At 60.6% G+C, this 22,091-nt stretch carries 21 protein-coding genes and 2 tRNA genes; 10 read left to right on the forward strand and 13 right to left on the reverse strand.

All coding sequences use genetic code 11. From position 1 onward, the window contains the following. Window positions 1-5: 5 nt before the first annotated feature. The 4 genes from AC19YY_RS02025 (at window position 6) to recX (ending at window position 2,691) form a co-directional block, all read left to right on the forward strand. Window positions 6-491, forward strand: a complete 486-nt coding sequence (locus AC19YY_RS02025) for a lysis system i-spanin subunit Rz (protein ID WP_262386224.1) — start codon at window positions 6-8, stop codon at window positions 489-491. Between the two features lie 81 nt (window positions 492-572). Continuing rightward, entirely contained in the window at window positions 573-1,073 is a 501-nt protein-coding gene (locus tag AC19YY_RS02030) for a CinA family protein (RefSeq protein WP_169954590.1), read from the forward strand. 83 nt (window positions 1,074-1,156) lie between these two features. Next, complete coding sequence (gene recA / locus AC19YY_RS02035) at window positions 1,157-2,215, forward strand: recombinase RecA (protein WP_029295312.1); 1,059 nt, start codon at window positions 1,157-1,159, stop codon at window positions 2,213-2,215. Window positions 2,216-2,223: 8 nt separating this feature from the next. Beyond that, window positions 2,224-2,691 carry a recombination regulator RecX gene (recX, locus tag AC19YY_RS02040; protein WP_172311992.1) on the forward strand — a complete coding sequence of 156 codons (468 nt, stop codon included), beginning with the start codon at window positions 2,224-2,226 and terminating at the stop codon, window positions 2,689-2,691. A 191-nt stretch (window positions 2,692-2,882) separates the two neighbouring features. On the opposite strand, the gene AC19YY_RS02045 is transcribed toward recX, so the two are convergent. Continuing rightward, a complete protein-coding gene (locus AC19YY_RS02045; protein WP_500603815.1) occupies window positions 2,883-3,995 on the reverse strand; it encodes an LOG family protein in 1,113 nt (370 codons plus the stop codon). 264 nt (window positions 3,996-4,259) lie between these two features. Next, a complete protein-coding gene (locus tag AC19YY_RS02050; RefSeq protein WP_169954592.1) occupies window positions 4,260-4,694 on the reverse strand; it encodes a PA3611 family quorum-sensing-regulated virulence factor in 435 nt (144 codons plus the stop codon). A gap of 194 nt (window positions 4,695-4,888) precedes the next feature. Here AC19YY_RS02050 and AC19YY_RS02055 point away from each other — a divergent pair, with 194 nt between their 5' ends. The 3 genes from AC19YY_RS02055 to AC19YY_RS02065 all read left to right on the forward strand — a co-directional run bounded on the left by AC19YY_RS02055 (window position 4,889) and on the right by AC19YY_RS02065 (window position 6,849). After that, the gene (locus AC19YY_RS02055) at window positions 4,889-5,599 is read left to right on the forward strand and encodes a tRNA-uridine aminocarboxypropyltransferase (protein WP_169954593.1); all 711 of its coding nucleotides are present in this window, start codon (window positions 4,889-4,891) and stop codon (window positions 5,597-5,599) included. 162 nt (window positions 5,600-5,761) lie between these two features. Then, complete coding sequence (gene erdR / locus AC19YY_RS02060) at window positions 5,762-6,412, forward strand: response regulator transcription factor ErdR (protein WP_169954594.1); 651 nt, start codon at window positions 5,762-5,764, stop codon at window positions 6,410-6,412. A 74-nt stretch (window positions 6,413-6,486) separates the two neighbouring features. After that, entirely contained in the window at window positions 6,487-6,849 is a 363-nt protein-coding gene (locus AC19YY_RS02065; protein WP_169954595.1) for a diacylglycerol kinase, read from the forward strand. On the opposite strand, the gene AC19YY_RS02070 is transcribed toward AC19YY_RS02065, so the two are convergent. Beyond that, entirely contained in the window at window positions 6,846-7,772 is a 927-nt protein-coding gene (locus AC19YY_RS02070) for a LysR family transcriptional regulator (protein ID WP_169954596.1), read from the reverse strand. The genes AC19YY_RS02065 and AC19YY_RS02070 overlap by 4 nt on opposite strands. A 125-nt stretch (window positions 7,773-7,897) precedes the next feature. Here AC19YY_RS02070 and fpr point away from each other — a divergent pair, with 125 nt between their 5' ends. Further along, entirely contained in the window at window positions 7,898-8,677 is a 780-nt protein-coding gene (gene fpr / locus AC19YY_RS02075) for a ferredoxin-NADP reductase (RefSeq protein ID WP_003172178.1), read from the forward strand. A 147-nt stretch (window positions 8,678-8,824) separates the two neighbouring features. On the opposite strand, the gene tsaA is transcribed toward fpr, so the two are convergent. The 5 genes from tsaA to rimO all read right to left on the reverse strand — a co-directional run bounded on the left by tsaA (window position 8,825) and on the right by rimO (window position 12,772). Further along, window positions 8,825-9,520: a tRNA (N6-threonylcarbamoyladenosine(37)-N6)-methyltransferase TrmO gene (tsaA, locus tag AC19YY_RS02080; protein ID WP_500603816.1), complete on the reverse strand. Its 696-nt coding sequence runs from the start codon at window positions 9,518-9,520 to the stop codon at window positions 8,825-8,827. A 3-nt stretch (window positions 9,521-9,523) separates the two neighbouring features. After that, the gene (locus tag AC19YY_RS02085; protein WP_057439364.1) at window positions 9,524-9,985 is read right to left on the reverse strand and encodes a YehS family protein; all 462 of its coding nucleotides are present in this window, start codon (window positions 9,983-9,985) and stop codon (window positions 9,524-9,526) included. A 66-nt stretch (window positions 9,986-10,051) separates the two neighbouring features. Then, window positions 10,052-10,762 (reverse strand): rRNA pseudouridine synthase, encoded by a 711-nt coding sequence (locus AC19YY_RS02090; protein ID WP_170041858.1) that lies wholly within the window; start codon window positions 10,760-10,762, stop codon window positions 10,052-10,054. Between the two features lie 95 nt (window positions 10,763-10,857). Then, window positions 10,858-11,328 carry a GNAT family N-acetyltransferase gene (locus tag AC19YY_RS02095; protein WP_169954599.1) on the reverse strand — a complete coding sequence of 157 codons (471 nt, stop codon included), beginning with the start codon at window positions 11,326-11,328 and terminating at the stop codon, window positions 10,858-10,860. Window positions 11,329-11,431: 103 nt separating this feature from the next. Then, window positions 11,432-12,772, reverse strand: a complete 1,341-nt coding sequence (gene rimO / locus AC19YY_RS02100; RefSeq protein ID WP_500603817.1) for a 30S ribosomal protein S12 methylthiotransferase RimO — start codon at window positions 12,770-12,772, stop codon at window positions 11,432-11,434. A gap of 309 nt (window positions 12,773-13,081) precedes the next feature. Here rimO and AC19YY_RS02105 point away from each other — a divergent pair, with 309 nt between their 5' ends. Continuing rightward, complete coding sequence (locus AC19YY_RS02105; protein ID WP_169954600.1) at window positions 13,082-14,983, forward strand: potassium transporter Kup; 1,902 nt, start codon at window positions 13,082-13,084, stop codon at window positions 14,981-14,983. 111 nt (window positions 14,984-15,094) lie between these two features. Here the strand turns inward: AC19YY_RS02105 and AC19YY_RS02110 are convergent, their stop codons facing one another. The 4 genes from AC19YY_RS02110 to AC19YY_RS02125 all read right to left on the reverse strand — a co-directional run bounded on the left by AC19YY_RS02110 (window position 15,095) and on the right by AC19YY_RS02125 (window position 19,644). Next, window positions 15,095-16,375, reverse strand: coding sequence for a virulence factor family protein (locus AC19YY_RS02110; protein WP_500603818.1), 1,281 nt, complete (start codon window positions 16,373-16,375; stop codon window positions 15,095-15,097). Then, a complete protein-coding gene (gene mprF, locus AC19YY_RS02115; protein WP_170041861.1) occupies window positions 16,375-19,017 on the reverse strand; it encodes a bifunctional lysylphosphatidylglycerol flippase/synthetase MprF in 2,643 nt (880 codons plus the stop codon). The genes AC19YY_RS02110 and mprF overlap by 1 nt, the downstream gene beginning before the upstream one ends. A gap of 279 nt (window positions 19,018-19,296) precedes the next feature. Beyond that, window positions 19,297-19,373: transfer RNA gene (locus AC19YY_RS02120), tRNA-Met, on the reverse strand. A 194-nt stretch (window positions 19,374-19,567) separates the two neighbouring features. Then, window positions 19,568-19,644: transfer RNA gene (locus AC19YY_RS02125), tRNA-Met, on the reverse strand. A 290-nt stretch (window positions 19,645-19,934) separates the two neighbouring features. Between AC19YY_RS02125 and dinB the strand changes: the two genes are divergently transcribed. Next, window positions 19,935-20,993, forward strand: a complete 1,059-nt coding sequence (gene dinB, locus AC19YY_RS02130; protein WP_500603819.1) for a DNA polymerase IV — start codon at window positions 19,935-19,937, stop codon at window positions 20,991-20,993. A gap of 137 nt (window positions 20,994-21,130) precedes the next feature. On the opposite strand, the gene AC19YY_RS02135 is transcribed toward dinB, so the two are convergent. Beyond that, window positions 21,131-22,084 carry a hypothetical protein gene (locus AC19YY_RS02135; RefSeq protein WP_169954604.1) on the reverse strand — a complete coding sequence of 318 codons (954 nt, stop codon included), beginning with the start codon at window positions 22,082-22,084 and terminating at the stop codon, window positions 21,131-21,133. Between the last annotated feature and the right edge of the window lie 7 nt (window positions 22,085-22,091).

The raw sequence follows: 22,091 nt of genomic DNA on the forward strand, positions 1-22,091 counted from the left end.
GGCGCATGCTGGCTGTTGTCCTGCTGATGGTCATCCCGGCGGCGGCCAGCTGGCAGGTCCAGGCCTGGCGCCATGGCCTTGCCTTGGAACGCCAGGCTGCGCGGCATTCAGAGGCGCTCAACCGACAAAGCCAGGCGGCGCTGGGCCAATACCGGGCCGAACAGCACAGGCGCCAGGCGTTGGAGCAACAGCTTCAGGCCAGCGATCAACAACACACCCGGGAGTTGAATGATGCACAGCGTCACCAGGTTTATCTGCGCGACCGGCTGGCCACTGCTGATGTGCGCTTGTCAGTCCTTCTCGACCCCGCCGACCCCGCCAACAGCCACGCAATGCCAGCCACCGCCGCCGGCAGCGTGGTTCATGGCGCCGCGCGAGGCCGACTTGACCCGGCGCATGCTCAACGAATTATCGGCATCACCGATGCCGGCGATGACGGATTGATCGCGTTGCGGGCCTGCCAGGCCTATGTGCAGGCCATCTCCCGGTAAGTCGATGAACCCGTCTGCACCTTGCGTGGCCGATGGGCTCCTGTAGGGTAGGCAAACCCCCGCATTTTCCTGGAGACGACCGTGAAGGAAATTACCCAACTCGCCGCCGAACTTGGCCGGCGTTTGCAGGTGCTCAATGCCCACGTCACCACCGCCGAGTCCTGCACCGGTGGTGGTATCGCCGAAGCCATCACTCGTATTCCGGGGAGTTCGGCCTGGTTCGAGGCCGGGTACGTGACCTATTCCAATCGGCAGAAGACCCGCCAGCTGAATGTGCCGCAGGGTTTGTTCCCCAAGGTCGGCGCGGTCAGCCGTGAAGTGGTCGAGGCCATGGCCCGGGGCGCCCAGGAAAAAAGCCTGGCGCGGTTTGCCGTGGCGGTCAGTGGTGTGGCGGGCCCCGATGGCGGCTCGCCGGACAAACCGGTGGGCACCGTATGGCTGGCCTGGGGCGTCGGCGAAGAGGTTACGGCCGAGTGCCAGCACTTCCCCGGCAACCGCGACGAGGTCCGCCGACAAACGGTAAAGGCCGCATTAGAGGGGCTGTTGCGACGAGCTGCAGCAGAAATAGAAAATCAGGGGTAGGCGATCCCCGATCTTTATGGAACAATACTGTCTACTTATACAGGTGTTGGCCGTCAGGCCTTATTGATTACGTGAGGACTTTAATGGACGACAACAAGAAGAAAGCCTTGGCTGCGGCCCTGGGTCAGATCGAACGTCAATTCGGCAAGGGTGCCGTAATGCGTATGGGCGATCACGACCGTCAGGCGATCCCGGCTATTTCCACTGGCTCTCTGGGTCTGGACATCGCGCTCGGCATTGGCGGCCTGCCAAAAGGCCGTATCGTTGAAATCTACGGTCCAGAGTCTTCTGGTAAAACCACCCTGACCCTGTCGGTGATTGCCCAGGCCCAAAAAATGGGCGCCACCTGCGCGTTCGTCGATGCCGAGCACGCCCTGGATCCTGAATACGCGGGCAAGCTGGGCGTCAATGTCGACGACCTGCTGGTTTCGCAGCCGGACACTGGCGAACAAGCCCTGGAAATCACCGACATGCTGGTGCGCTCCAACGCCATCGACGTGATCGTGGTCGACTCCGTGGCGGCCCTGGTGCCGAAGGCCGAGATCGAAGGCGAAATGGGCGACATGCACGTCGGCCTGCAAGCCCGTCTGATGTCCCAGGCCCTGCGTAAAATCACCGGTAACATCAAGAACGCCAACTGCCTGGTGATCTTCATCAACCAGATCCGGATGAAGATCGGCGTAATGTTCGGCAGCCCGGAAACCACCACCGGTGGTAACGCGCTGAAGTTCTACGCTTCTGTCCGTCTGGACATCCGCCGTACCGGCGCGGTGAAGGAAGGTGACGAGGTTGTCGGTAGCGAAACCCGCGTCAAGGTGGTGAAGAACAAGGTAGCCCCGCCATTCCGTCAGGCTGAGTTCCAGATTCTCTACGGCAAGGGTATCTACCTGAACGGCGAGATGATCGACCTGGGCGTGCTGCACGGTTTCGTCGAGAAGTCCGGTGCCTGGTATGCCTACAACGGCAGCAAGATCGGTCAGGGCAAGGCCAACTCGGCCAAGTTCCTGCAGGACAACCCGGATATCGCGGCGACCCTTGAGAAGCAAATCCGCGACAAGCTGCTGACCCCGGCGCCAGACGTCAAGGCTGCGGCTAACCGTGAACCTGTTGATGACATGGCAGAAGCCGACGCTGATATCTGAGTCCAACGATGACAGTTGTACTCGATACGCTGGTTGCCGTACGGCGTACGGCAATGGACCTGCTCGCACGACGCGAGCATGGTCGTGTCGAGCTGACGCGTAAATTGCGTCAGCGTGGCGCCCCTCCTGAAATGATTGAAACAGCCCTCGACCGCCTGACGGAAGAGGGGCTGCTTTCCGAAGCCCGATATCTCGAAAGTTTTGTTTCCTACCGGGCACGCTCGGGCTACGGGCCTGCGCGGATTCGTGAGGAGCTGAGCCAGCGGGGCTTGCTGCGCGCGGATATCGATCTGGCACTGCGCGAGTGTGGCATCAGTTGGCAAACACAACTGGAAGACACCTGGCGCCGCAAATTTGCTGGCCATCTGCCTATTGATGCCCGTGAGCGTGCCAAGCAAGGGCGTTTTTTGAGTTATCGCGGGTTTTCGATGGAGATGATCAGCCGGCTGTTGAGCGGTCGAGATCTGGACGACTGATTCTTCGGCAAGCGACGATCAAAGGTGGGAGCTGTCGAGCTCCTGCGAGGCTTCGATGGTGGCCTCACAGCGAATAGTGTATTGCCTGACACGCCGCCATCGCGCCTCGCAGGGGCTCGACAGCTCCCACATAAAACAGCACTAAAAAGGCCCGCTATGAAAATAGCGGGCCTTTTTTGTGTTTTACGGCATCACGCCGGTTCCGGCGCTACCCGTTGCTGTGTTTTACCCTGAGCCTCAGCCCAGTTCTCTGGCAGGTTGATGTAATCCACCAACTCCCGCAATCGCCCCTGGTTCCGCCCGGTGAAGTTGAACACCAGGCGCGTCAGGTGGCTGAAGCGTGCTTCATCGTGCTCTTGGCCCCCGTAGGGCAGTTGCTGGAAGTCATCACTGAGCCGCAGATCAGCGAAGGCCGTCTGTATATGCGCCATTGCCTGCTCGCTGAGCGGATGGTTCATGCGCACCACGAACTGGCGCTTCAACCAGCGAGTGGAATGGAAGTTGGCATAGAACTGGTTGATTTCATGCACCGCCTCTTCAGCGCCGTGAACCAGGCGTACCAGCTTGAGGTCGGTGGGCAAGATGTAGCGGTTGGCCTCCAGTTGGTTGCGAACAAACTCCAGGGCACCTTTCCAGAAACCGCCGCCGGGCTCGTCCAGCAGCACCACAGGCACCAACGGGCTCTTGCCGGTCTGGATCAACGTCAGGACTTCCAGCGCTTCATCCAGGGTGCCGAAGCCGCCGGGGCAGAGCACCAACCCATCAGCTTCCTTGACGAAAAACAGCTTGCGGGTAAAGAAGAAGTGAAATGACAGCAGGTTTTCCGTGCCATCAATGGTCGGGTTGGCATGCTGCTCAAAGGGCAGGGTGATATTGAACCCCAGGCTGTGTTCCAGGCCCGCCCCTTCGTGGGCCGCGGCCATGATGCCGCCGCCGCCGCCGGTGATGACCATCAGATCCGAGCGCGCCAGGGCTGCGCCCACTTCCCGGGCCAGGGCATAGAGCGGGCTTTCCACTGGTGTGCGGGCCGAGCCGAAGACGGTGACCTTGCGTCGGCCCTTGAACTGTTCGAGCACGCGAAACGCATGGTCCAGTTCATTTATCGCCTTCAATGTGATCTTGGCGTTCCAGCGGTCGCGGTCGTCCTGGGCCATGCGCAGCACGGTGAGGATCATGTCGCGATACAGGGAAATATTCGGGCTGCTGGGGGCAATCAGCTTGAGTTGCGCTTCGACCTGTTGTGTAAGGTCGGTCCCGTTTTCTGGAAAATGACGGGACAGCAGGTCATTCGGTTGATCAGGCATTCAGCTTCTCCTTCGTTACAGAGCCCCGGCGTCTTGCTTGCAGGCTGCTGACGGCGACGAAACAGGCTCTGTATGTTCCTTGTGGTTAAAAACCTTTGCACTGCAAGTCACGCGAGGGCAACCTTTTTTGCCCTGGAAATGTTACCGGATCGCTCGATCATGAGCCCCTAAAGTCTTGTCTGGCAATAACTTAATGGGCATTGATCGAGGTTTTGCGGGCGGGAGCTGTCGCGCCGTTGGCCAACGGCGCGTGGGAGAGGGGGCTTACTTTTTCTTCTTGGCCGGGGCCGGGCAATCAGTCTCGACGAACTTGACCGAGGCCACTGGCCGGTTGGTCTTGTTTTCGGTGATTTCGTAGCGCATCACGGCGCCCTTGGCCATCAACTCGCGATAGCCTTTGTTCAGGCAAACGCTTTGTCCCAGTTGGAAATACACGGCTTTGGGGTTGGCGCGCATTTGCTCGGCGCGCTCGGGCAGCACGCTCAAGTGATCAATCAGTTGCATGCCTTCGACGGTGTAGGCCACTTCCAGGGTTTGTTCATCAATTTCCCTGGGCAGGTCTTTGTTGCTTTCTGCCGCGACGCTTTGCAGTTTCTTGTTCATTTGCAGCTCCACCAGGGAGGCTGCCTGGGCGCCCAAGGGCAATACCAGCGCCAGGGCGACGGTCGGGGCGGCAAGACGCAACATAAGACGCAGCATGAAACTCTCCTGATTCGGTTACTGGTCCATAGACCCATCACTGCGCTATGCGTTCAGTGGCGCAGGATTATAGGTGACCTGTCGCCGCGACGGCCAGGCGTATTGGCGGGGCGGCTCTGGTAAACTGCTGGCACTTTTGCCTGCCCCCGAGTTTTGTCCGTGTCGATTTTCATCGCTTCACAACGGCACCCGCTATGAGCCACGCGGTGTTCCGTCTGCGTACCCAGCGCCTGGCCCGTGCCGTCAGCCCCTTTGTCGCACGCGGCTCGCGTGCCGAACGTTGCCCCAGATGCCGAGTGATCCCCCAATACTGCCTGTGCGCCTGGCGTCCCAAGGTCCAGGCCAGGTCGGCCATGTGCCTGTTGATGCACGATGTGGAGCCGATGAAGCCCAGCAATACCGGTTGGCTGATCGCTGATGTGATCGAAGACACCAGCGCCTTCCCCTGGACGCGCACGGCCGTCGAACCTGAGTTGCTGGCGCTGCTGGCCGACCCGCAATGGCAGCCCTACATCGTCTTTCCCGGCGAGTTTGTGGCGCCGCAGCGGGTGGTCAGCGAGGTGAAGGTGGCGCAGGGCAAGCGCCCGTTGTTTATCCTGCTGGACGGCACCTGGAGCGAAGCGCGCAAGATGTTTCGCAAGAGCCCGTATCTGGAGCACCTGCCGGTACTGAGCCTGGAGCCGGAGCAGCTTTCGCGCTACAAATTGCGCCGCTCCAAGCGTGATGACCACTTCTGCACCGCCGAAGTGGCCGCGTTGTGCCTGGAACTGGCCGAGGACCAGCAGGCCAGCGAAGTGCTGGACGCCTACCTGGATGTTTTCAGTACCCATTACCTGGCGGCCAAGTTCCAGTTGGCGCTGGATCCGACGGACAGTGTCCACACGCGTCTGGCACCTTATCTGTAGGACTTCGGGGTCAGATGACCTTTGCATGATGGCACTGCATCGCCTGAGCCGGCTAAAATGCCATCAAGCGTAACTGTTCGTGACAGCCGCTGGCTGGCACCTTGTACGTTGGCGAGCACCGAACCCATCGGTGCTCCCATAAAAAACAGGATCATTTAATAAATGGCCACATACGAAATCCTGATTGCCGATGACCACCCGCTTTTCCGCAGCGCGCTGCACCAGGCCGTCACACTGGGCCTGGGCCCGGACGTCCGCCTGGTGGAAGTGGGCAGCATCGCTGAGCTGGAAGCCCGCCTGACTGACAAGACCGATTGGGATCTGGTGCTGCTGGACCTGAACATGCCCGGTGCCTACGGGTTTTCCGGCCTGGTGCTGTTGCGCGGGCAATACCCGCAGATTCCGGTGGTGATGGTGTCGGCCCAGGAAGAGGCAGACGTCGTAGTGCGTTCCCGCGAGTTCGGGGCCAGTGGTTTTATCCCCAAGTCCAGCTCCATGGAGCAGATTCAAGCAGCGGTGCGCACGGTGTTGGACGGTGATGTCTCATGGCCGCCGCAGGCATTCGAAGAAATCAACGTGTCCGCCGAAGCCAAGGCCGCTCAGGAAGGGCTCGCCAGCCTCACGCCACAGCAGTTTCGTGTGTTGACCATGGTCTGCGAGGGCTTGCTGAACAAGCAGATCGCCTATGAGCTGAGCGTGTCTGAAGCGACCATCAAGGCACACGTTACCGCGATCTTCCGTAAGCTGGGCGTGCGCACCCGCACCCAGGCGGCGCTGCTGTTGCAACAACTTGAGTCAATTTCCCACTCATAGGCCTGCTCGATTCACGCTTTTTTGACTTGGCGTGCTCTAGCTTCCTTCCATCTTTTTTGCTCAGTTGCCTACCTATGTCGCCTTTCAAGGGTCAAACCGGTATCAAACGTATCTTCAACGCCGGGGGCTATTCCCTCGATGGCCTGCGTGCCGCTTTCACCGGCGAGGCGGCTTTTCGTCAGTTGGTGTTGCTCAACGTTATCCTGATTCCGTTGAGCTTTTTCCTCAGCGTCAGCCGTGTAGAGCGCGCACTGTTGATTGCCGTGTGCTTGCTTGCGTTGATTGTCGAGTTGCTCAACTCGGCGGTGGAAGCGGCCATCGACCGGATCTCCCTGGATCGCCACCCCTTGTCGAAAAACGCCAAGGACATGGGCAGCGCCGCGCAATTCGTCGCGCTGACCATGATTACCGTGGTGTGGGCCGTGATCCTGATCTAGGCGATATTCGGCAGCACGATCTCGTCGCTGCGCTGCACCCCGGCGGTAAAGGCGCGGCACAGTTCGAGGAACTCGCGCATGGCCGAGGTCTGGTACTTCTGTTTATGCCAGATAAAGTAGAACTGCCGGGCCAGGTCCAGGTCCGGGGTCTCGACGGGCACCAGGCTGCCGCGCCGGAACGCATCCCGTAGCGCCAGGCGGGAAATGCAGCCAATCCCCAATCCCGACTCCACGGCGCGCTTGATTGCTTCGGTGTGCTCCAGCTCCAGGCGGATATTCAGCGCGCTGCGATGATGGCGCATGGCCTGATCAAACGTCAGGCGCGTCCCGGAGCCCTGCTCCCGCAGGATCCAGGCTTCATGGGTCAACTGCTCCATGCTCGCCTGGCCACGCAGGGCCAGGGGATGCTGGGGCGCACAGAACACCACCAATTCATCCTCGACCCAGGTTTGCACCTCAATGTCCGGGTGGCTGCAGTCACCTTCGATTAGACCCAGATCAATTTCGTAATGCGCAACCTGATGCACGATATGCGCAGTGTTCTGTACATGCAGCTTCACCTGGCTCTCGGGATGCTGCTGCATGAAACTGCCGATCAGCAGTGTGGCCAGGTAATTGCCGATGGTCAGGGTCGCGCCGACTGCCAGGGAGCCGAAGCCGGACTTGCCGTTGAGCAGGTCTTCGATTTCCTTGGCCTGGTCCAGCAGCGCCACCGCCTGGGGCAGCAACTGATGACCCAGGGCGTTGAGGCTCAGGCGTTTACCGGCGCGGTCGAACAATTGGCAGCTGGATTGGCGCTCCAGCTCGGTGATCGAGGTGCTGGCGGCGGATTGAGATAAGGCCAGAAGGCCAGCAGCGCGTGACACACTTTCCTGCTGGGCGACGGCGACGAAGACTTGCAGTTGACGGAGAGTAAATCGCATATCGATATAACCGATAACCCTTATCTTAATAATCCAGTTAACAGATATTGTCGCCGCCATTAGAATACTGTGCAATTGCGCACCTATCATTTTGGCGCAGACCCATTTCCAGGAGTTCCCCGTACATGAGCAACATGAACCACGAGCGTGTCCTCAGTGTTCATCACTGGAACGACACTCTGTTCAGCTTCAAGTGCACCCGCGACCCGGGCCTGCGCTTCGAGAACGGTCAGTTCGTGATGATCGGCCTGCAGCAGCCCAACGGCCGCCCGCTCATGCGTGCTTACTCCATTGCCAGCCCGAACTGGGAAGAGCATCTGGAGTTCTTCAGCATCAAGGTCCCGGATGGCCCGCTGACTTCCCAATTGCAGCATTTGAAGGAAGGCGACGAGATCATCATCAGCAAAAAACCGACGGGCACCCTGGTGCTCGACGATCTGAAGCCGGGCAAACACCTGTATCTGCTCAGCACCGGTACTGGTCTTGCGCCATTCATGAGCGTGATCCAGGACCCGGAAACCTACGAGCGCTTTGAAAAAGTGATCCTGTGCCACGGCGTGCGTTACGTCAACGAAGTCGCTTACCGCGAATTCATCACCGAGCACCTGCCACAGAACGAGTTCTTCGGCGAAGCGCTGCGTGAAAAGTTGATCTACTACCCGACCGTGACCCGCGAGCCGTTCGAAAACGAAGGCCGCCTCACCGACCTGATGCGCAGCGGCAAGCTGTTCAGCGATATCGGCCTGCCGCCGATCAATCCTGAAGACGACCGCGCCATGCTGTGCGGTAGCCCGAGCATGCTCGACGAGACCAGCGAAGTGCTGAACAGCTTCGGCCTGAAGGTTTCGCCACGCATGCGTGAGCCGGGTGACTACCTGATCGAACGTGCGTTCGTCGAGAAATAAACGCGGTCAAAAAATGTGGGAGCTGCCCGGTGTAGGAGCTGGCTTGCCTGCGATATAGGCACCTCGGTGTATCAGTTACACCACAGTGATGCCATCGCAGGCAAGCCAGCTCCTACACCGGCCAGCTCCTATATTTGTTTTTGGCGTTTATTCGGCCGCAACCACTTCAAGCACACAAATCATCCCCGCCTCGGGATAGTGCCAACGCACATCCACATCCCAGAAGCGTACTCCATATTCGCGCTCCGGCCCTGGCGTCTGATACGCCGGCCGTGGATCCTGCGCCAGACACTGCTCAATCAGCTCTACCAGCGGCTCGTCCAGGCGCTGGCCGTGGCTGTGAGCCTGGTGCAGGGCGGTCTTGAGCCACTGCACAGGAATCAGCGGTGGTGCGCTGCTGGCGATGCTGTTGGTGGCGGTGTCGATGATGTCGGCATAGGGCACATACGGCTTGATATCCAGGACTGGCGTGCCATCGAGCAGATCGATCCCGGAAATCCACAGCCGGCCCGGCTCTACCTTGTCCAGCTTGACCACTGACTGGCCAATGCCATTGGGGCGATGGGTCGCGCGGGTGGCAAATACGCCCATGGACGTGTTGCCGCCCAGGCGTGGCGGGCGCACTTTCAAGCGCGGCTTGTCTTCCAGGGCCTGATGAAACAGGAACAGCAGCCACACATGGCTGACCTGCTCCAGGCCCTGTACTGCCTCACCCTGGTCGAACGGCGCGACCAACTCCAACACGCCGCGGGCGGCGGGCGCCAGTTGTGGCTGGCGCGGGATGGCGAACTTCTCCCTGAAGCAGGAGCGTACGAAGCCGACGGGCGAGACGTTGTAACTCATGGCTTACGCGCGAACCCGCAGGGTCAGGCCCTTGAGGAAGTTACGCAGCAACTGGTCGCCACACGGGCGATAGTTGGTGTGGCCGAACTTGCGGAACAGCGCGCTCAATTCCGGCTTGGATACCGGGAACTCGGCCGCCTTGAGGATGGCGTGCATGTCGTCTTCCTTGAGTTCGAAGGCCACGCGCAGTTTCTTGAGGATGATGTTGTTGGTCACCGGGGTTTCGATCGGCTGCGGCGGACGGCTTTCGTCCTTGCCGCGCTTGAAGATCACCAGGCCATCGAGGAAGTGCGCCATGACTTCGTCCGGACAGAATACGAAGCCTTCTTCCTCGTCTTTCTTGAGGTAGGTCAGCAGGTCGTCCTTGGACACTTCCATGCCGCCGATCTTGATGATCTCGACCATCTTGTTGTCGCTGATGTCGAGCATGTAGCGCACGCTGCGCAGTACGTCGTTGTGAATCATGGTGGGCAATCCTGGTATTCGACTGTAGACCTCGCCCGGGCGGGCGAGGTCGAGAGATAGGGTGGCTTAGAACTTTTCTTTGCCGGACATGTAGCGCCACTGGCCGACCGGCACCTTGCCGATGGACACGCCGCCAATGCGGATGCGGCGAATGGCCACAACCTTCAGGCCAATGGCTTCGCAGAACAGGGCAATGATGCCGGGCTGCGGGTTTTTCAGGGCAAAGCGCAGGCGGTTCTCGTTCTGCCAGCTGGCTTTGACTGCAGGCAATTCCTTGCCTTTGTACATCAGGCCGTGGGCGAGGCGGTTCAGGCCGTGCGCGGCCACGTCGCCTGAGACTTCAACCACATACTCCTGCTCGATCTTGGCGGCGTCGGCCGTCAGCTTGCGCAGGATCTTCCAGTCCTGGGTAAACACCAACAGGCCGCTGGCCTTGGCTTGCAGGTCGGCGCTGGCGGTCAGGCGCAGGAAGTGGCCCTTGAGCGGGCGCTTGCTGAAGCGGTGCTCCTCGGACAGGGTCTCGGCGCTGAGGGACTGCATCGCGCTGTCGACGTCCACGCCGGCCGGCGCATGAAACAGGATAGTCACCGGCTCTGGAGCGGTGGCCTTGGCCTCGGGATCAAGTTCGACTTTTTGTGTCGTGACCTTGAACTGCGGTTCATCGATCACTTCGCCATCCACCGAGACCCAGCCGCCTTCGATGAACAGCTCGGCCTCCCGACGGGAGCAACCGACCAGTTCGATAAGGCGTTTGGAGAGGCGTATGGGGTCAGTCATGACAAGGGCCGTAACAAAAGGGGGCAGCTATTGTACCTGCCTGGAGCCGGTTAATCCCGGCCCCATTTCGCCGCAGTTGCTTTTTGTGGGAGGTGTCAGCCACTGCGTGTTTGCTGGGCCTGGCGCAAACGCATATGCAGCAACGGATAAGGCTGCCCCATGCCGTCATGCTCGGTGCGCCCGATCACTTCAAAACCCTGCTTGATATAGAAGCCCAGGGCCTGGGGGTTTTGTTCGTTGACGTCCAGCTCATCGGCATTCATCGAGGTAATGGCATAGTGCAGCAACTGCCGGCCCAGGCCCTGGCCCCGGTAGTGCGGGTCGATGAACAGCATTTCCACCTTGCCCGCCGCAACGCCGGCAAACCCGGTGATCCGTTGGCGCGCGTCCTTGGTGCAGATCAACATCACGGCATCCAGGTAGCGCGTCAGCACCAGGTGCCTGAGGCGTTCGATGTAGCTTTGCGGCAGGAAGTCATGGGTGGCGCGCACCGAGGCCTCCCAGATCCGGGTCAGTTCCGGGTAGTCGCTGGTTTTTGGGGTGTGGATGACCGAGTGCTGGCCCATGCCCGCTGCTCCTTGCTGCTTGTTGGCGTTGATGGGGCAAACGATAGACCTAAAAAAGCCCCGCATCTTGTCCAGAAGCAGGGCTTTTTCAATTTTTTACAGCTTAGTCGCGTTTTTGCGCCCAGAGGTCGTACTCGTCGGCGTCGGTGACCGTGCACCAGACCTTGTCGCCTGGCTTGAGGCCGCTGGCGACATCGATAAATACATTGCCGTCGATTTCCGGTGCGTCGAAGAAGCAACGGCCGACCGCGCCTTGCTCGTCCACTTCGTCGATCAGCACTTCGATTTCCTTGCCGATACGCAGTTGCAGGCGGGCCGAGCTGATGGTCTGTTGATGGGCCATGAAGCGCTCCCAGCGGTCTTGCTTGACGTCATCCGGCACCACGGCCAGGTCCAGCAAGTTGGCCGGGGCACCTTCCACCGGCGAGTACTGGAAGCAGCCGACGCGATCCAGCTGGGCTTCAGTCAGCCAGTCCAGCAGGTACTGGAAGTCTTCTTCGGTTTCGCCGGGGAAGCCGACGATAAAGGTCGAGCGGATGATCAGCTCGGGGCATATCTGGCGCCAGTTCTTGATGCGCGCCAGGGTCTTGTCTTCGAAGGCCGGGCGTTTCATGGCCTTGAGCACTTTGGGGCTGGCGTGCTGGAACGGGATGTCCAGGTACGGCAGGATCTTGCCGGCGGCCATCAACGGGATCAATTCGTCGACGTGCGGGTAAGGGTACACGTAGTGCAGGCGCACCCACACACCCAGGCTGCTCAGGGCTTCGCACAGTTCGGTCATGCGGGTTTTCACCGGCGCGCCGTTCCAGAAACCGGTGCGGTACTTCACATCGACGCCGTAGGCGCTGGTGTCCTGGGAGATCACCAGCAGTTCCTTGACGCCAGACTTGACCAGGCGCTGGGCCTCGTCCAGTACATCGCCCACCGGGCGGCTGACCAGCTTGCCGCGCATCGACGGGATGATGCAGAAGCTGCAGCTGTGGTTGCAGCCTTCGGAAATCTTCAGGTACGCATAATGCCGCGGGGTCAGCTTGATGCCCTGGGGTGGCACCAGGTCGATCAGCGGGTTGTGGTCCTGGCGCGGCGGCACTACCTCGTGCACGGCGTTGACCACCTGCTCGTACTGCTGCGGACCGGTCACGGCCAGCACGCTTGGGTGCACGTTGCGGATATTGCCTTCTTCCACACCCATGCAGCCGGTGACGATGACCTTGCCGTTTTCCTTGATGGCTTCGCCGATCACTTCCAGGGACTCTGCCTTGGCTGAGTCAATGAAGCCACAGGTGTTGACCACCACCACATCGGCGTCCTGATAAGTGGACACGACGTCGTAGCCTTCCATGCGCAGTTGCGTGAGGATGCGCTCGGAGTCGACGAGCGCCTTCGGGCAACCCAGGGAAACAAAGCCAACCTTGGGGTTGGCTTTTGCGATGGTGGTGGACATGTCTAACCTCGGTATTGAATGACGCCGCCGGTCGGGCACGACAGGGCAGCGGACGGGCACTTGATGTGCCTCTGATCAAAAAGTGCGCAATTCTAGCGACGGGAAACGCACTTGACCAGCTTTATGCAGGGAAATACGACGAGTGCTGCGCTATGCTGCGCGCCGTTGCACCGGGGCTAGGTTGGTAGTCAACAAATAATCTGTTACCAGAAGTACAGCGGCACATGCTGTGTATAGCTTAGCTTTGGGCTTAAGTGTATAGCTGGGCTGTTTATAAAAGACCTCAGGTCAAAAGGGCAGGAGTGGTTGATGGGTCAGGTAAATAGTCAGGCGGCGGGTGCCGGGCATTCCAGCGCAAAGCCAATCGGCATGTTGGTGGCGGCGGTCGGGGTGGTTTATGGCGATATCGGCACCAGCCCGCTCTACACCCTTAAAGAGGTGTTTTCCGGCAGTTATGGGGTGCAGGTCAATCATGATGGGGTGCTGGGGATCCTGGCGCTGATCTTCTGGTCGTTGATCTGGGTGGTGTCCATCAAGTACATGTTGTTCGTGCTGCGCGCCGACAACCAGGGCGAGGGCGGCATCATGGCGCTGACGGCGCTGGCCCGACGGGCGGCGGGCAATCATCCGCGGCTGCGCAGTTTCCTGGTGGTGTGCGGCCTGTGTGGCGCGGCGCTGTTCTATGGCGACAGCATGATCACCCCGGCGATTTCGGTGTTGTCGGCCATCGAGGGCCTGGAACTGGCGTTCGACGGCCTTGAGCATTGGGTCGTGCCCGTGGCGTTGGTGGTGCTGGTAGGGCTGTTCCTGATCCAGAAACATGGCACCGACCGCATCGGCAAGCTGTTCGGGCCGGTGATGGTCACCTGGTTTTTGGTGCTGGGCGGCCTGGGCGTCTATGGCATCGTCCAGCACCCCGAAGTGCTCAACGCGATGAACCCGATGTGGGGTGTGCGTTTCTTCATGGTCCATCCGGGTATCGGCGTAGCAATCCTCGGCGCCGTGGTGCTGGCCTTGACCGGCGCCGAAGCGCTGTATGCCGACATGGGCCACTTCGGCCGCAAACCCATTGCCCGAGCCTGGTTCATCCTGGTGCTGCCGGCGCTGGTGCTCAACTATTTTGGCCAGGGCGCGATGTTGCTCGGTGATCCCGAGGCCGCGCGCAACCCGTTCTACCTGCTGGCGCCAAGCTGGGCCTTGCTGCCGCTGGTGGGCTTGTCCACCCTGGCCACGGTGATTGCTTCCCAGGCAGTGATTTCCGGTGCGTTCTCGTTGACGCGCCAGGCGATCCAGCTCGGCTACATCCCGCGCATGCATATCCAGCACACTTCCAGCGCCGAGCAGGGCCAGATCTATATCGGCGCGGTGAACTGGTCGCTGATGGTCGGCGTGATCCTGCTGGTGCTGGGCTTCGAGTCCTCGGGCGCCCTGGCCTCGGCCTACGGGGTAGCTGTGACCGGGACCATGTTGATGACCACCATCCTGGTTTCCGCCGTGATGCTGCTGTTGTGGAAATGGCCGCCGGTCCTGGCCGTGCCCGTATTGCTGGGCTTTTTGCTGGTGGATGGCCTGTTCTTTGCGGCCAACGTGCCGAAAGTGGTGCAGGGCGGTGCGTTCCCGGTGTTGGCGGGGATTGTGCTGTTTGTGCTGATGACCACCTGGAAGCGCGGCAAGCAATTGCTGGTGGAACGCCTGGACGAGGGCGGGTTGCCGCTGCCGATCTTTATCAGCAGCATCCGCGTCCAGCCGCCCCATCGCGTGCAGGGCACGGCGGTGTTCCTCACCGCCCGCCCGGACGCGGTGCCCCACGCCTTGCTGCATAACCTGCTGCACAACCAGGTGCTGCACGAGCAGGTGGTGCTGCTGACGGTGGTCTATGAGGATATCCCGCGCGTCCCGGCCCAGCGCCGCTTCGAGGTAGACGCCTACGGCGACGGCTTCTTCCGGGTGATTCTGCATTTTGGCTTTACCGATGAGCCGGACGTGCCCGAAGCCCTGAAACTGTGCCACTTGGACGACCTGGACTTCAGTCCTATGCGTACCACCTACTTCCTCAGCCGCGAGACGGTCATCGCCTCCAAGCTCGAAGGCATGGCGCGCTGGCGCGAGGGGTTGTTTGCTTTCATGCTGAAGAACGCCAACGGCAACCTGCGTTTCTTCAAGTTGCCGGTGAACCGGGTGATTGAGTTGGGGACCCAGGTAGAAATGTAACTCCAACAAAAAGCCCCCGTTGCCATGCGGTAGCGGGGGCTTTTTTGTACCTTGGGAAACTGGCTGATCACCTTGAGGGGCCGGCAAGCCGGCTCCTACCGTTATGGGGTATTACTCGGCCTTGACCTGGCGCTTCTCGATGATATCCACCAGGCGCTTGGCCAGTGCCGGGTAGTTCTCGTCGAAGTGATGGCCGCCCGGTAGCTTCATGGCTTCGCCCACGGCGCTCTTGTCGGTGCAGCCGCTCTCGTCGACTTCTTCCTCACCGTAGATGCACACCACCTTGGTCGCCGGCAGCTTGGCCATTTCCGGGCCGGTGGCGGCTTCCTTGCCGGCATTGCCGAGCCAGCCTTCCACTTCGATCTCAAAGCTGCCCGTGCGGGCAAAGGCCAGCAGGATTATCGCGTCTACCCGTTGCTGTTCGGCTTCCGGCAGGCGGTTGTAGATGGCCGGCAATACATCGGCGCCGAACGAGTAACCCGTCAGCACAAAGCGCTTGGTGCCCCATTTCTGCCGATAGTGCTGCATCAGCTCGGTCAGGTCCTTAGCGCTCTGCTCCGGGCTTTTGTGCTGCCAGTAATAGCGCAGGGTATCGATGCCGACCACGGGGTAGCCGATCTTGGCCATCTCGCCAGCCACGTCGCGGTCGAGGTCGCGCCAACCGCCGTCACCGGAAAGGAACAGGGTCACGGTGTCCTTGGCCTGGCCGGCCGGCACTTCCACCACCGGGATCGCCAGGCCACCATTGTCCGAACCCACCAGTTGCTTGCGCAGTTCGTTGTTCAGCACTTGCGGGTAATTGATGTCGTAGTCGCTGATGCTGGTGGTGGCGCGCGGGGTATCGCGTACGAAACTGGCGCTTTCGTCGTCAGGGTTATCGTTCCAGGCGACCAGCCAGTTGCCGTGGGCGGCGGTCTTGGGCAGTGGGTCCTTGCAGCCTTCCTGGACCAGGGCGAAGCCCACGGAGATGGCATTGGCCTTGTCGTCGTTCTGTGTCGCCAGCCAGCGCCAGGCGAGTGCCGCGCCAGGGCCGATGCCGCTGACCAGGGTGGCCGGGCCCTTGAGCTGGCCCAGGGCTGCTTGCAAGGCCTGCTCCTGCAGCTTGCAGTCGTCCTTGGGCAGGATCACTTGCACGATCTGTGCGCTGCCGCCCTGGCTCAGGGCAATCAGTTGGCTGTCGCTCAGGCTGGCGTCGGCCAGTACGGCGACGGCTACGCGAGCCTTGGGGGTGGTGCCAGGGGTCACACGGGTCAGGGTCGAGCCGTCGGCCTGGGGCAGTTGCTCCAGGGTCGGTTGGGGGGCGGGGCGATTCCAGTACCAGTAGCCGCCACCCAGGATCAGGGCCAGCACCACCAGACTTGCCAATACATACCGCCAGGAGCGTCGAATCATCAGCGTTTCACCAATCCAGTCAAGCCGCCCGCGATCAGGGCGGCGGTATCGGCCAGTGCCACCAGCGGATCAAGTCCCGCGGGCACGGCCATGTAACGAGGTTCCCAGTCAGGCTGGAACTTGTCTTTGAAGCGGCGCAAACCTTGGAAGTTATACAGTTGCTCGCCACGGCGGAACACCATCGAGCCCAGGCGCTGGGTCAGCGGTGCGCCACGGCGCGGTTGCAGGCCCGACAGCGGCACCATGCCGAGGCTGAAGCGTGCATAGTTGTGGCTCTTATAGTGCTGGATCAAGCCGACCATCATGAACTCCATGGTCAGCTTTGGCGCATCCGGGTGCGCACGCATCAGGTCCAGGCTGGCCAGGTCATGGCTGTAGGTCTCAAGCAGGTTGGCGAAGGCCACCGGCTGCCCCTCGAAGCGAATCACCGCAATGCGAAAATGCTTGAGGTACTCGTCGCTGAAACGGCCCAGGGAGAAGCCCTTCTCGCGCACGTTCTTGCCGGTCAACCAGGCATCGGAGATGACTTTCAAGGCATCCATCGGCGCCTGGCCCGGCTCGAAGATTTCCAGGGACAGGCCATCCCGGGTCCCGCGGTTCCAGGTGTAGCGCAGGTCCTTCATCTCCTTGCCCTTGGCTTCCAGGTCAAAGCGCTTGAGATCGACCCGGGCTTCTTCGCCCAGCTTGATCGCGGTCAAGCCGATATCCATATAGAAGGGCAGGTTCTCCGCACGTACCTGGTAGAACACCGGGCGGGCGTGGTGGATGTCGCACAGGTCGCGAAACTGCCAGATCATCTCGGCCCGTGGCTGGGTCGGGCCGATCGGGTCGTACAGGGCCACCAGGCTGCGGCCGCGCCGGGCGTACATCAGGAACGCTTCGTCGTTGGGGTGAAACAGCAGGGCCTTGTCGCCGGTCAGTGCCAGGCCGCCGTCGGGTTGCGAGGAGGCCATCAGGATCTTGGTGGCACGCTCCAGCTCATCGGCGGTCGGCAGGTGGATCACCGGGCGGGCGGTGCGCAACAACCAGGTCAGCGACACAATCACCAGCAAGATGGCGGCGCCCAGCAGCGAGCGCAGGCCACGCGGGGCGTTGGCGTCGAGGGTGAACTGCCACCACAGTTGATGGCTGTAAGGTACGTCCTGATAGGCGAACAGCAGCAGCCAGATCGACGCCCCCAGCACGCACACGCTGGCCACCAGATACAGCGGGGAAAACGGGAGTTCGGTCAGGCGGCTGGCGCGGTAGAACGAGCGCCGGAAGATTGCCAGCAGCACCGCAGTGATGGTCATCAGGCTGGCTTCTTCCCAGTCGAAGCCTTTGAGCAGTGAGAGCAGGGCGCCCACCAGCAACAGCACCATGGTCAGCATCCAGGCTGCCGACAGGCGTCGACGCAGGCCCTGGGCCAGCAACAGGCACAACACGCCGATCAGGCTGGCGCCAAAGTGCGAGGCGTCAATCAGGCGGTGGGGAATCAGGAAGCCGATGTTTTCCAGGCGTGAGTCGATTTCCGGGGTGGCGCCGGAGAACAGCAGCACCACCCCGGACAAAAAAACCAGCACGGCCAACACCGGTGCCGCGAGGCCTGAGGCCACCCGCAGGCTTTGTTGGGTCTGGAACAGGCGCTGGGCTTCGTTGATCAGCAGGAAGATGCACGCGATCAGCAATGGCAGCACCACGTAGATCATCCGGTACAACAGCAGCGCGGCGGCCAGTGGTGCGGCGCCGAGCTTGTCGGCAAACGCGGCGAGCAGGATCGCCTCGAATACGCCGACACCGCCAGGCACATGGCTGAGCACACCGGCCGCGAGCGCCAGCAGGTACACCAGCAGGAACGGGCCAAAGGGCGGGGCTTCTGGCAGCAACATATAAAGAACGGTAGCGGCGGCGGCGACATCCAACGCGGTGATGATCAGTTGCAGGAACGTCAGGCGGCGCCCAGGCAGGCGCAAGGTGCGGCGGCCGGCCTTGACCAGCAGGTTGTCGGGGTAGGGCTGCTCTGGCAGGCGCCGACGATAAATCCCGATACACAATACGGCTGACAGCAGCAGCACCGCGCCTGCGATGCCGCCGAGCAGCGCTGCGGGCAGATGCAGGGCGTTGGAGGCGGCGGGCAGGTTGCTCAACGTGGCCAGGGCGGCGAGCGGCGGCAAGGCGCAACCCAGTGCCAGGCTGGCAAACACGGTCATATGGGCCACTTCCGAAGCCCCGATGCCATGCCGTGCATAAAGGCGGTAGCGCACCGAACCACCGGACAGCATCGACAGGCCAATCGCATTGCCGATGGCGAATGCTGTAAAGCCGCCGTAGGCCAGGGTCTTGGCCGGCAGTTTTACCCCGGCGTAGCGTGCGCCGGAAAATTCGTAGCCCAATAGAATGATGAAACCTGCGATCGCGGCGGCAAAGGCGCCCAGCAAGGCGGGCTTCGGTACTTCCAGGATCGAGTCGTGCAGGGCGTATAGATCCAGCTCTAGCAGCAGGTGGCGGCAGGCGATCAAGGCAATTGCAAACAGCAGCAGAGTGACCGCCAGCCCAATGGGTTGGCGATACTTGCTCAACAGATCCAGCCAGCGCAGGCGAGTGGGGGCGATCGGTTGTGTGGCTGTGACAGTGTCTTGTGGTTCAGACGAATTGGCGCGCATCAATCACCTCGTGGATTGTGCGCGACAGGATGGGGGTATCCAGCCAAGTTACCAATCCCTATGTACAAAATAATTACAAATAGTAACGCGGATCACCGGTCCCGGCGACAGCGTCCATTGGTCGCGCAAGGACGCGCTCGACACTTGAGCATAGCTTGCAAATGGATGGACTCTGAAACCCGCGGGCGGTTTCATGAAAGATGCCATGCCATTGTTTCAAAAGAACTTTTTCTGCGGATACAAAAAAGGCCACTCTTTCGAGTAGCCTTTTTTGATGTTTGGTTGCGGGAGCCGGATTTGAACCGACGACCTTCGGGTTATGAGCCCGACGAGCTACCAGACTGCTCCATCCCGCGTCTGTGGGCGGCATTCTACAGCGCAACGACGAGGTGTCAACCGTTAATGACATAAAGCGCAAAATAACTGCAAATTAGCCTAAGTGCTCGATTGAAAAAGACTTTTCACTGCCCTGGCGCATCGCCGGGAGTAGCAGGGCAAAAACCTGCACGCACAAAAAAGGCCACTCTTTCGAGTAGCCTTTCTTGATGTTTGGTTGCGGGAGCCGGATTTGAACCGACGACCTTCGGGTTATGAGCCCGACGAGCTACCAGACTGCTCCATCCCGCGTCTGTGTGTCGGCATTCTACAGAGGAATGGCAGTGTGTCAACTGCTGATTCCAAGAAAAGCGCTTGTGCTTCAATCGGTTAGCTCTCCAAGGCAAGGGCAGTATGGGGTTGCGGCCAGTCTAGCCGTGGCTTCCAGCTCTATTGGAGGGTGTTGTTCGATTGAAAAAATGAATTCATCCAGGTTTTTTCCTACCACTTTGTCAGATGATTCAAAGTACTGGTGCTATATACAGGTGTGAATGCGATACTGGCGATCCGTCTACTTATGTCCTGACCACGCCTCTCTTTATATGACGCAGCGCAAAATCATCCATGTCGACTGTGATTGCTTCTACGCTGCCATCGAAATGCGGGATAACCCGAGCCTGGCGCAAAAGCCCCTGGCGGTGGGTGGCTCGGCGGACCGGCGCGGGGTGATCGCCACCTGCAACTACGAGGCGCGAGCCTACGGTGTGCGTTCGGCGATGTCATCGCGCCATGCATTGAAGCTGTGCCCCGACCTGACCATCGTCAAGCCGCGCATGGATGCCTATAAAGAAGCATCGAAGGAAATTCAAACGATTTTTTGCGACTACACCGATCTGATCGAGCCGCTGTCGCTGGACGAGGCTTACCTGGATGTTTCCGATTGCGCGCATTTCGGCGGCAGTGCCACGCGTATTGCCCAGGATATCCGCCGGCGCGTCTCCAACCAGTTGCATATCACGGTTTCGGCGGGGGTGGCGCCCAACAAGTTCCTGGCCAAGATCGCCAGCGACTGGAAAAAGCCCAATGGGCTGTTTGTAATCACCCCCGACCAGGTGGAAGATTTCGTATCGCAACTGCCGGTAAGCAAGCTGCATGGCGTCGGCAAGGTCACTGCCGACAAGCTGGCACGCCTGGGGATCGAGGACTGCCTGCAATTGCGCGAGTGGAACAAGCTGGCGCTGGTGCGGGAGTTCGGCAGTTTCGGTGAGCGGTTGTGGAGTTTGGCGCGTGGGATTGATGAGCGTGCGGTACACAACGACAGCCGCCGGCAATCGATCAGTGTAGAAAACACCTACGACGTCGACCTGCCGGACCTGCCCAGTTGCCTGGAAAAACTCCCGGAACTGATGGCGACCCTGGCCGGGCGCATACAGCGCATCGACAGCAGTTATCGACCGGGCAAACCCTTTGTCAAAGTGAAGTTCCATGACTTTACCCAGACCACCCTGGAGCAGGCGGGGGCGGGGCGGGACCTGGAGAGTTACCAGCAGTTGCTGACCCAGGCGTTCAATCGTGGGGGCAAGCCGGTGCGGTTACTGGGGATTGGCGTGCGCTTGCTCGACTTGAGCGTGGGGAATGAACAGCTGGAGCTGTCCTGGTAGATGGCTGGAGGTGGGCCTTATGTGGGAGCGGGCTTGCCCGCGATGGCAGTGGGTCAGTCGAATGTATCTAACCTGACACTCCGCTATCGCGGGCAAGCCCGCTCCCACACAAGTCCGCTCCTACATTGAGTGCTGCCTCAGCGGGTACCCGGATCCGCCACCAGCCGGCCGCCATCCTTGGTCAGCGCCTTGAGAAATTCCTGCTGCAATTCGGGATCATTGCGGGTCAGTTCAATCAGGCTCTGTTCCAGTTCGCTGGCTTCTTCTTCCAGGCCCAGTTCCGACAAGCGCTTGACCCGATGCACCCATTGGCTGACTTCGTCATCCTCCAGGTCGTCGTAGATTAAGGCGTGGGCTTCCAGCAGCTTGCCGCGCAAGGTCGTGCTGATGGCCAGGGATGAGTCCGAATGCACATCATCCTGGGCATCTTCAATGCTGATCCGCAAGGTGCGGACCTGGCTCAAATCCTGTTCGGCAAACGGGCTGTCCAACAGGTTCAGGCGCAGGACGCCGTTGCGATCGGTGGTCATCTCGTGGGTCTGCTTGCCGGCCTTGACCTGCACCGGTCGCTCACTCCACGGCAGGCTGGTGTACTCCAGGCGGCGGTCACGCTGGATTTCATCGATACCCGCCAGGTTCTGTTGCGCCCGGCCGTGGGACTGCACGTTCATGAACGGGTTGAGCCCGGCCACGCCGTAACTGATCCAGTCATGGGTCATGCTGTCCGGGAGGTTGCCCAGGGCAAAGATGTTCGCCACGTTGGCCCCGGCGCCCGCCACCACTGCCACCGCACCCAGCGGGATCTCGTAGAGTTCGCGCCAGGGTTGGTAGGGCGTGTAGCGATCATAATGGCGCGTGACTTCAAATTCAGTGACTTCGAAAGTCCGCTGTTCATGAATGCGCACGCGGCGTTGCGGCAGTTCGAGCACCTTGGGTTCGCCGACATCGATCTGCAGGCTGTGGTCGAGCAACTTGCGCTCGATCCGTTCCTCGTGCTCGCTACGCTGCGACATCTGATTGGCGCAGCCGCTGACCAGCAGGGCGCCGCACAAGGCGGCGCCCCCCAGGGCTTTGGTGTTTCGCTTGAACATGACTTCT

Source organism: Pseudomonas sp. MF09156, from assembly GCF_059862305.1.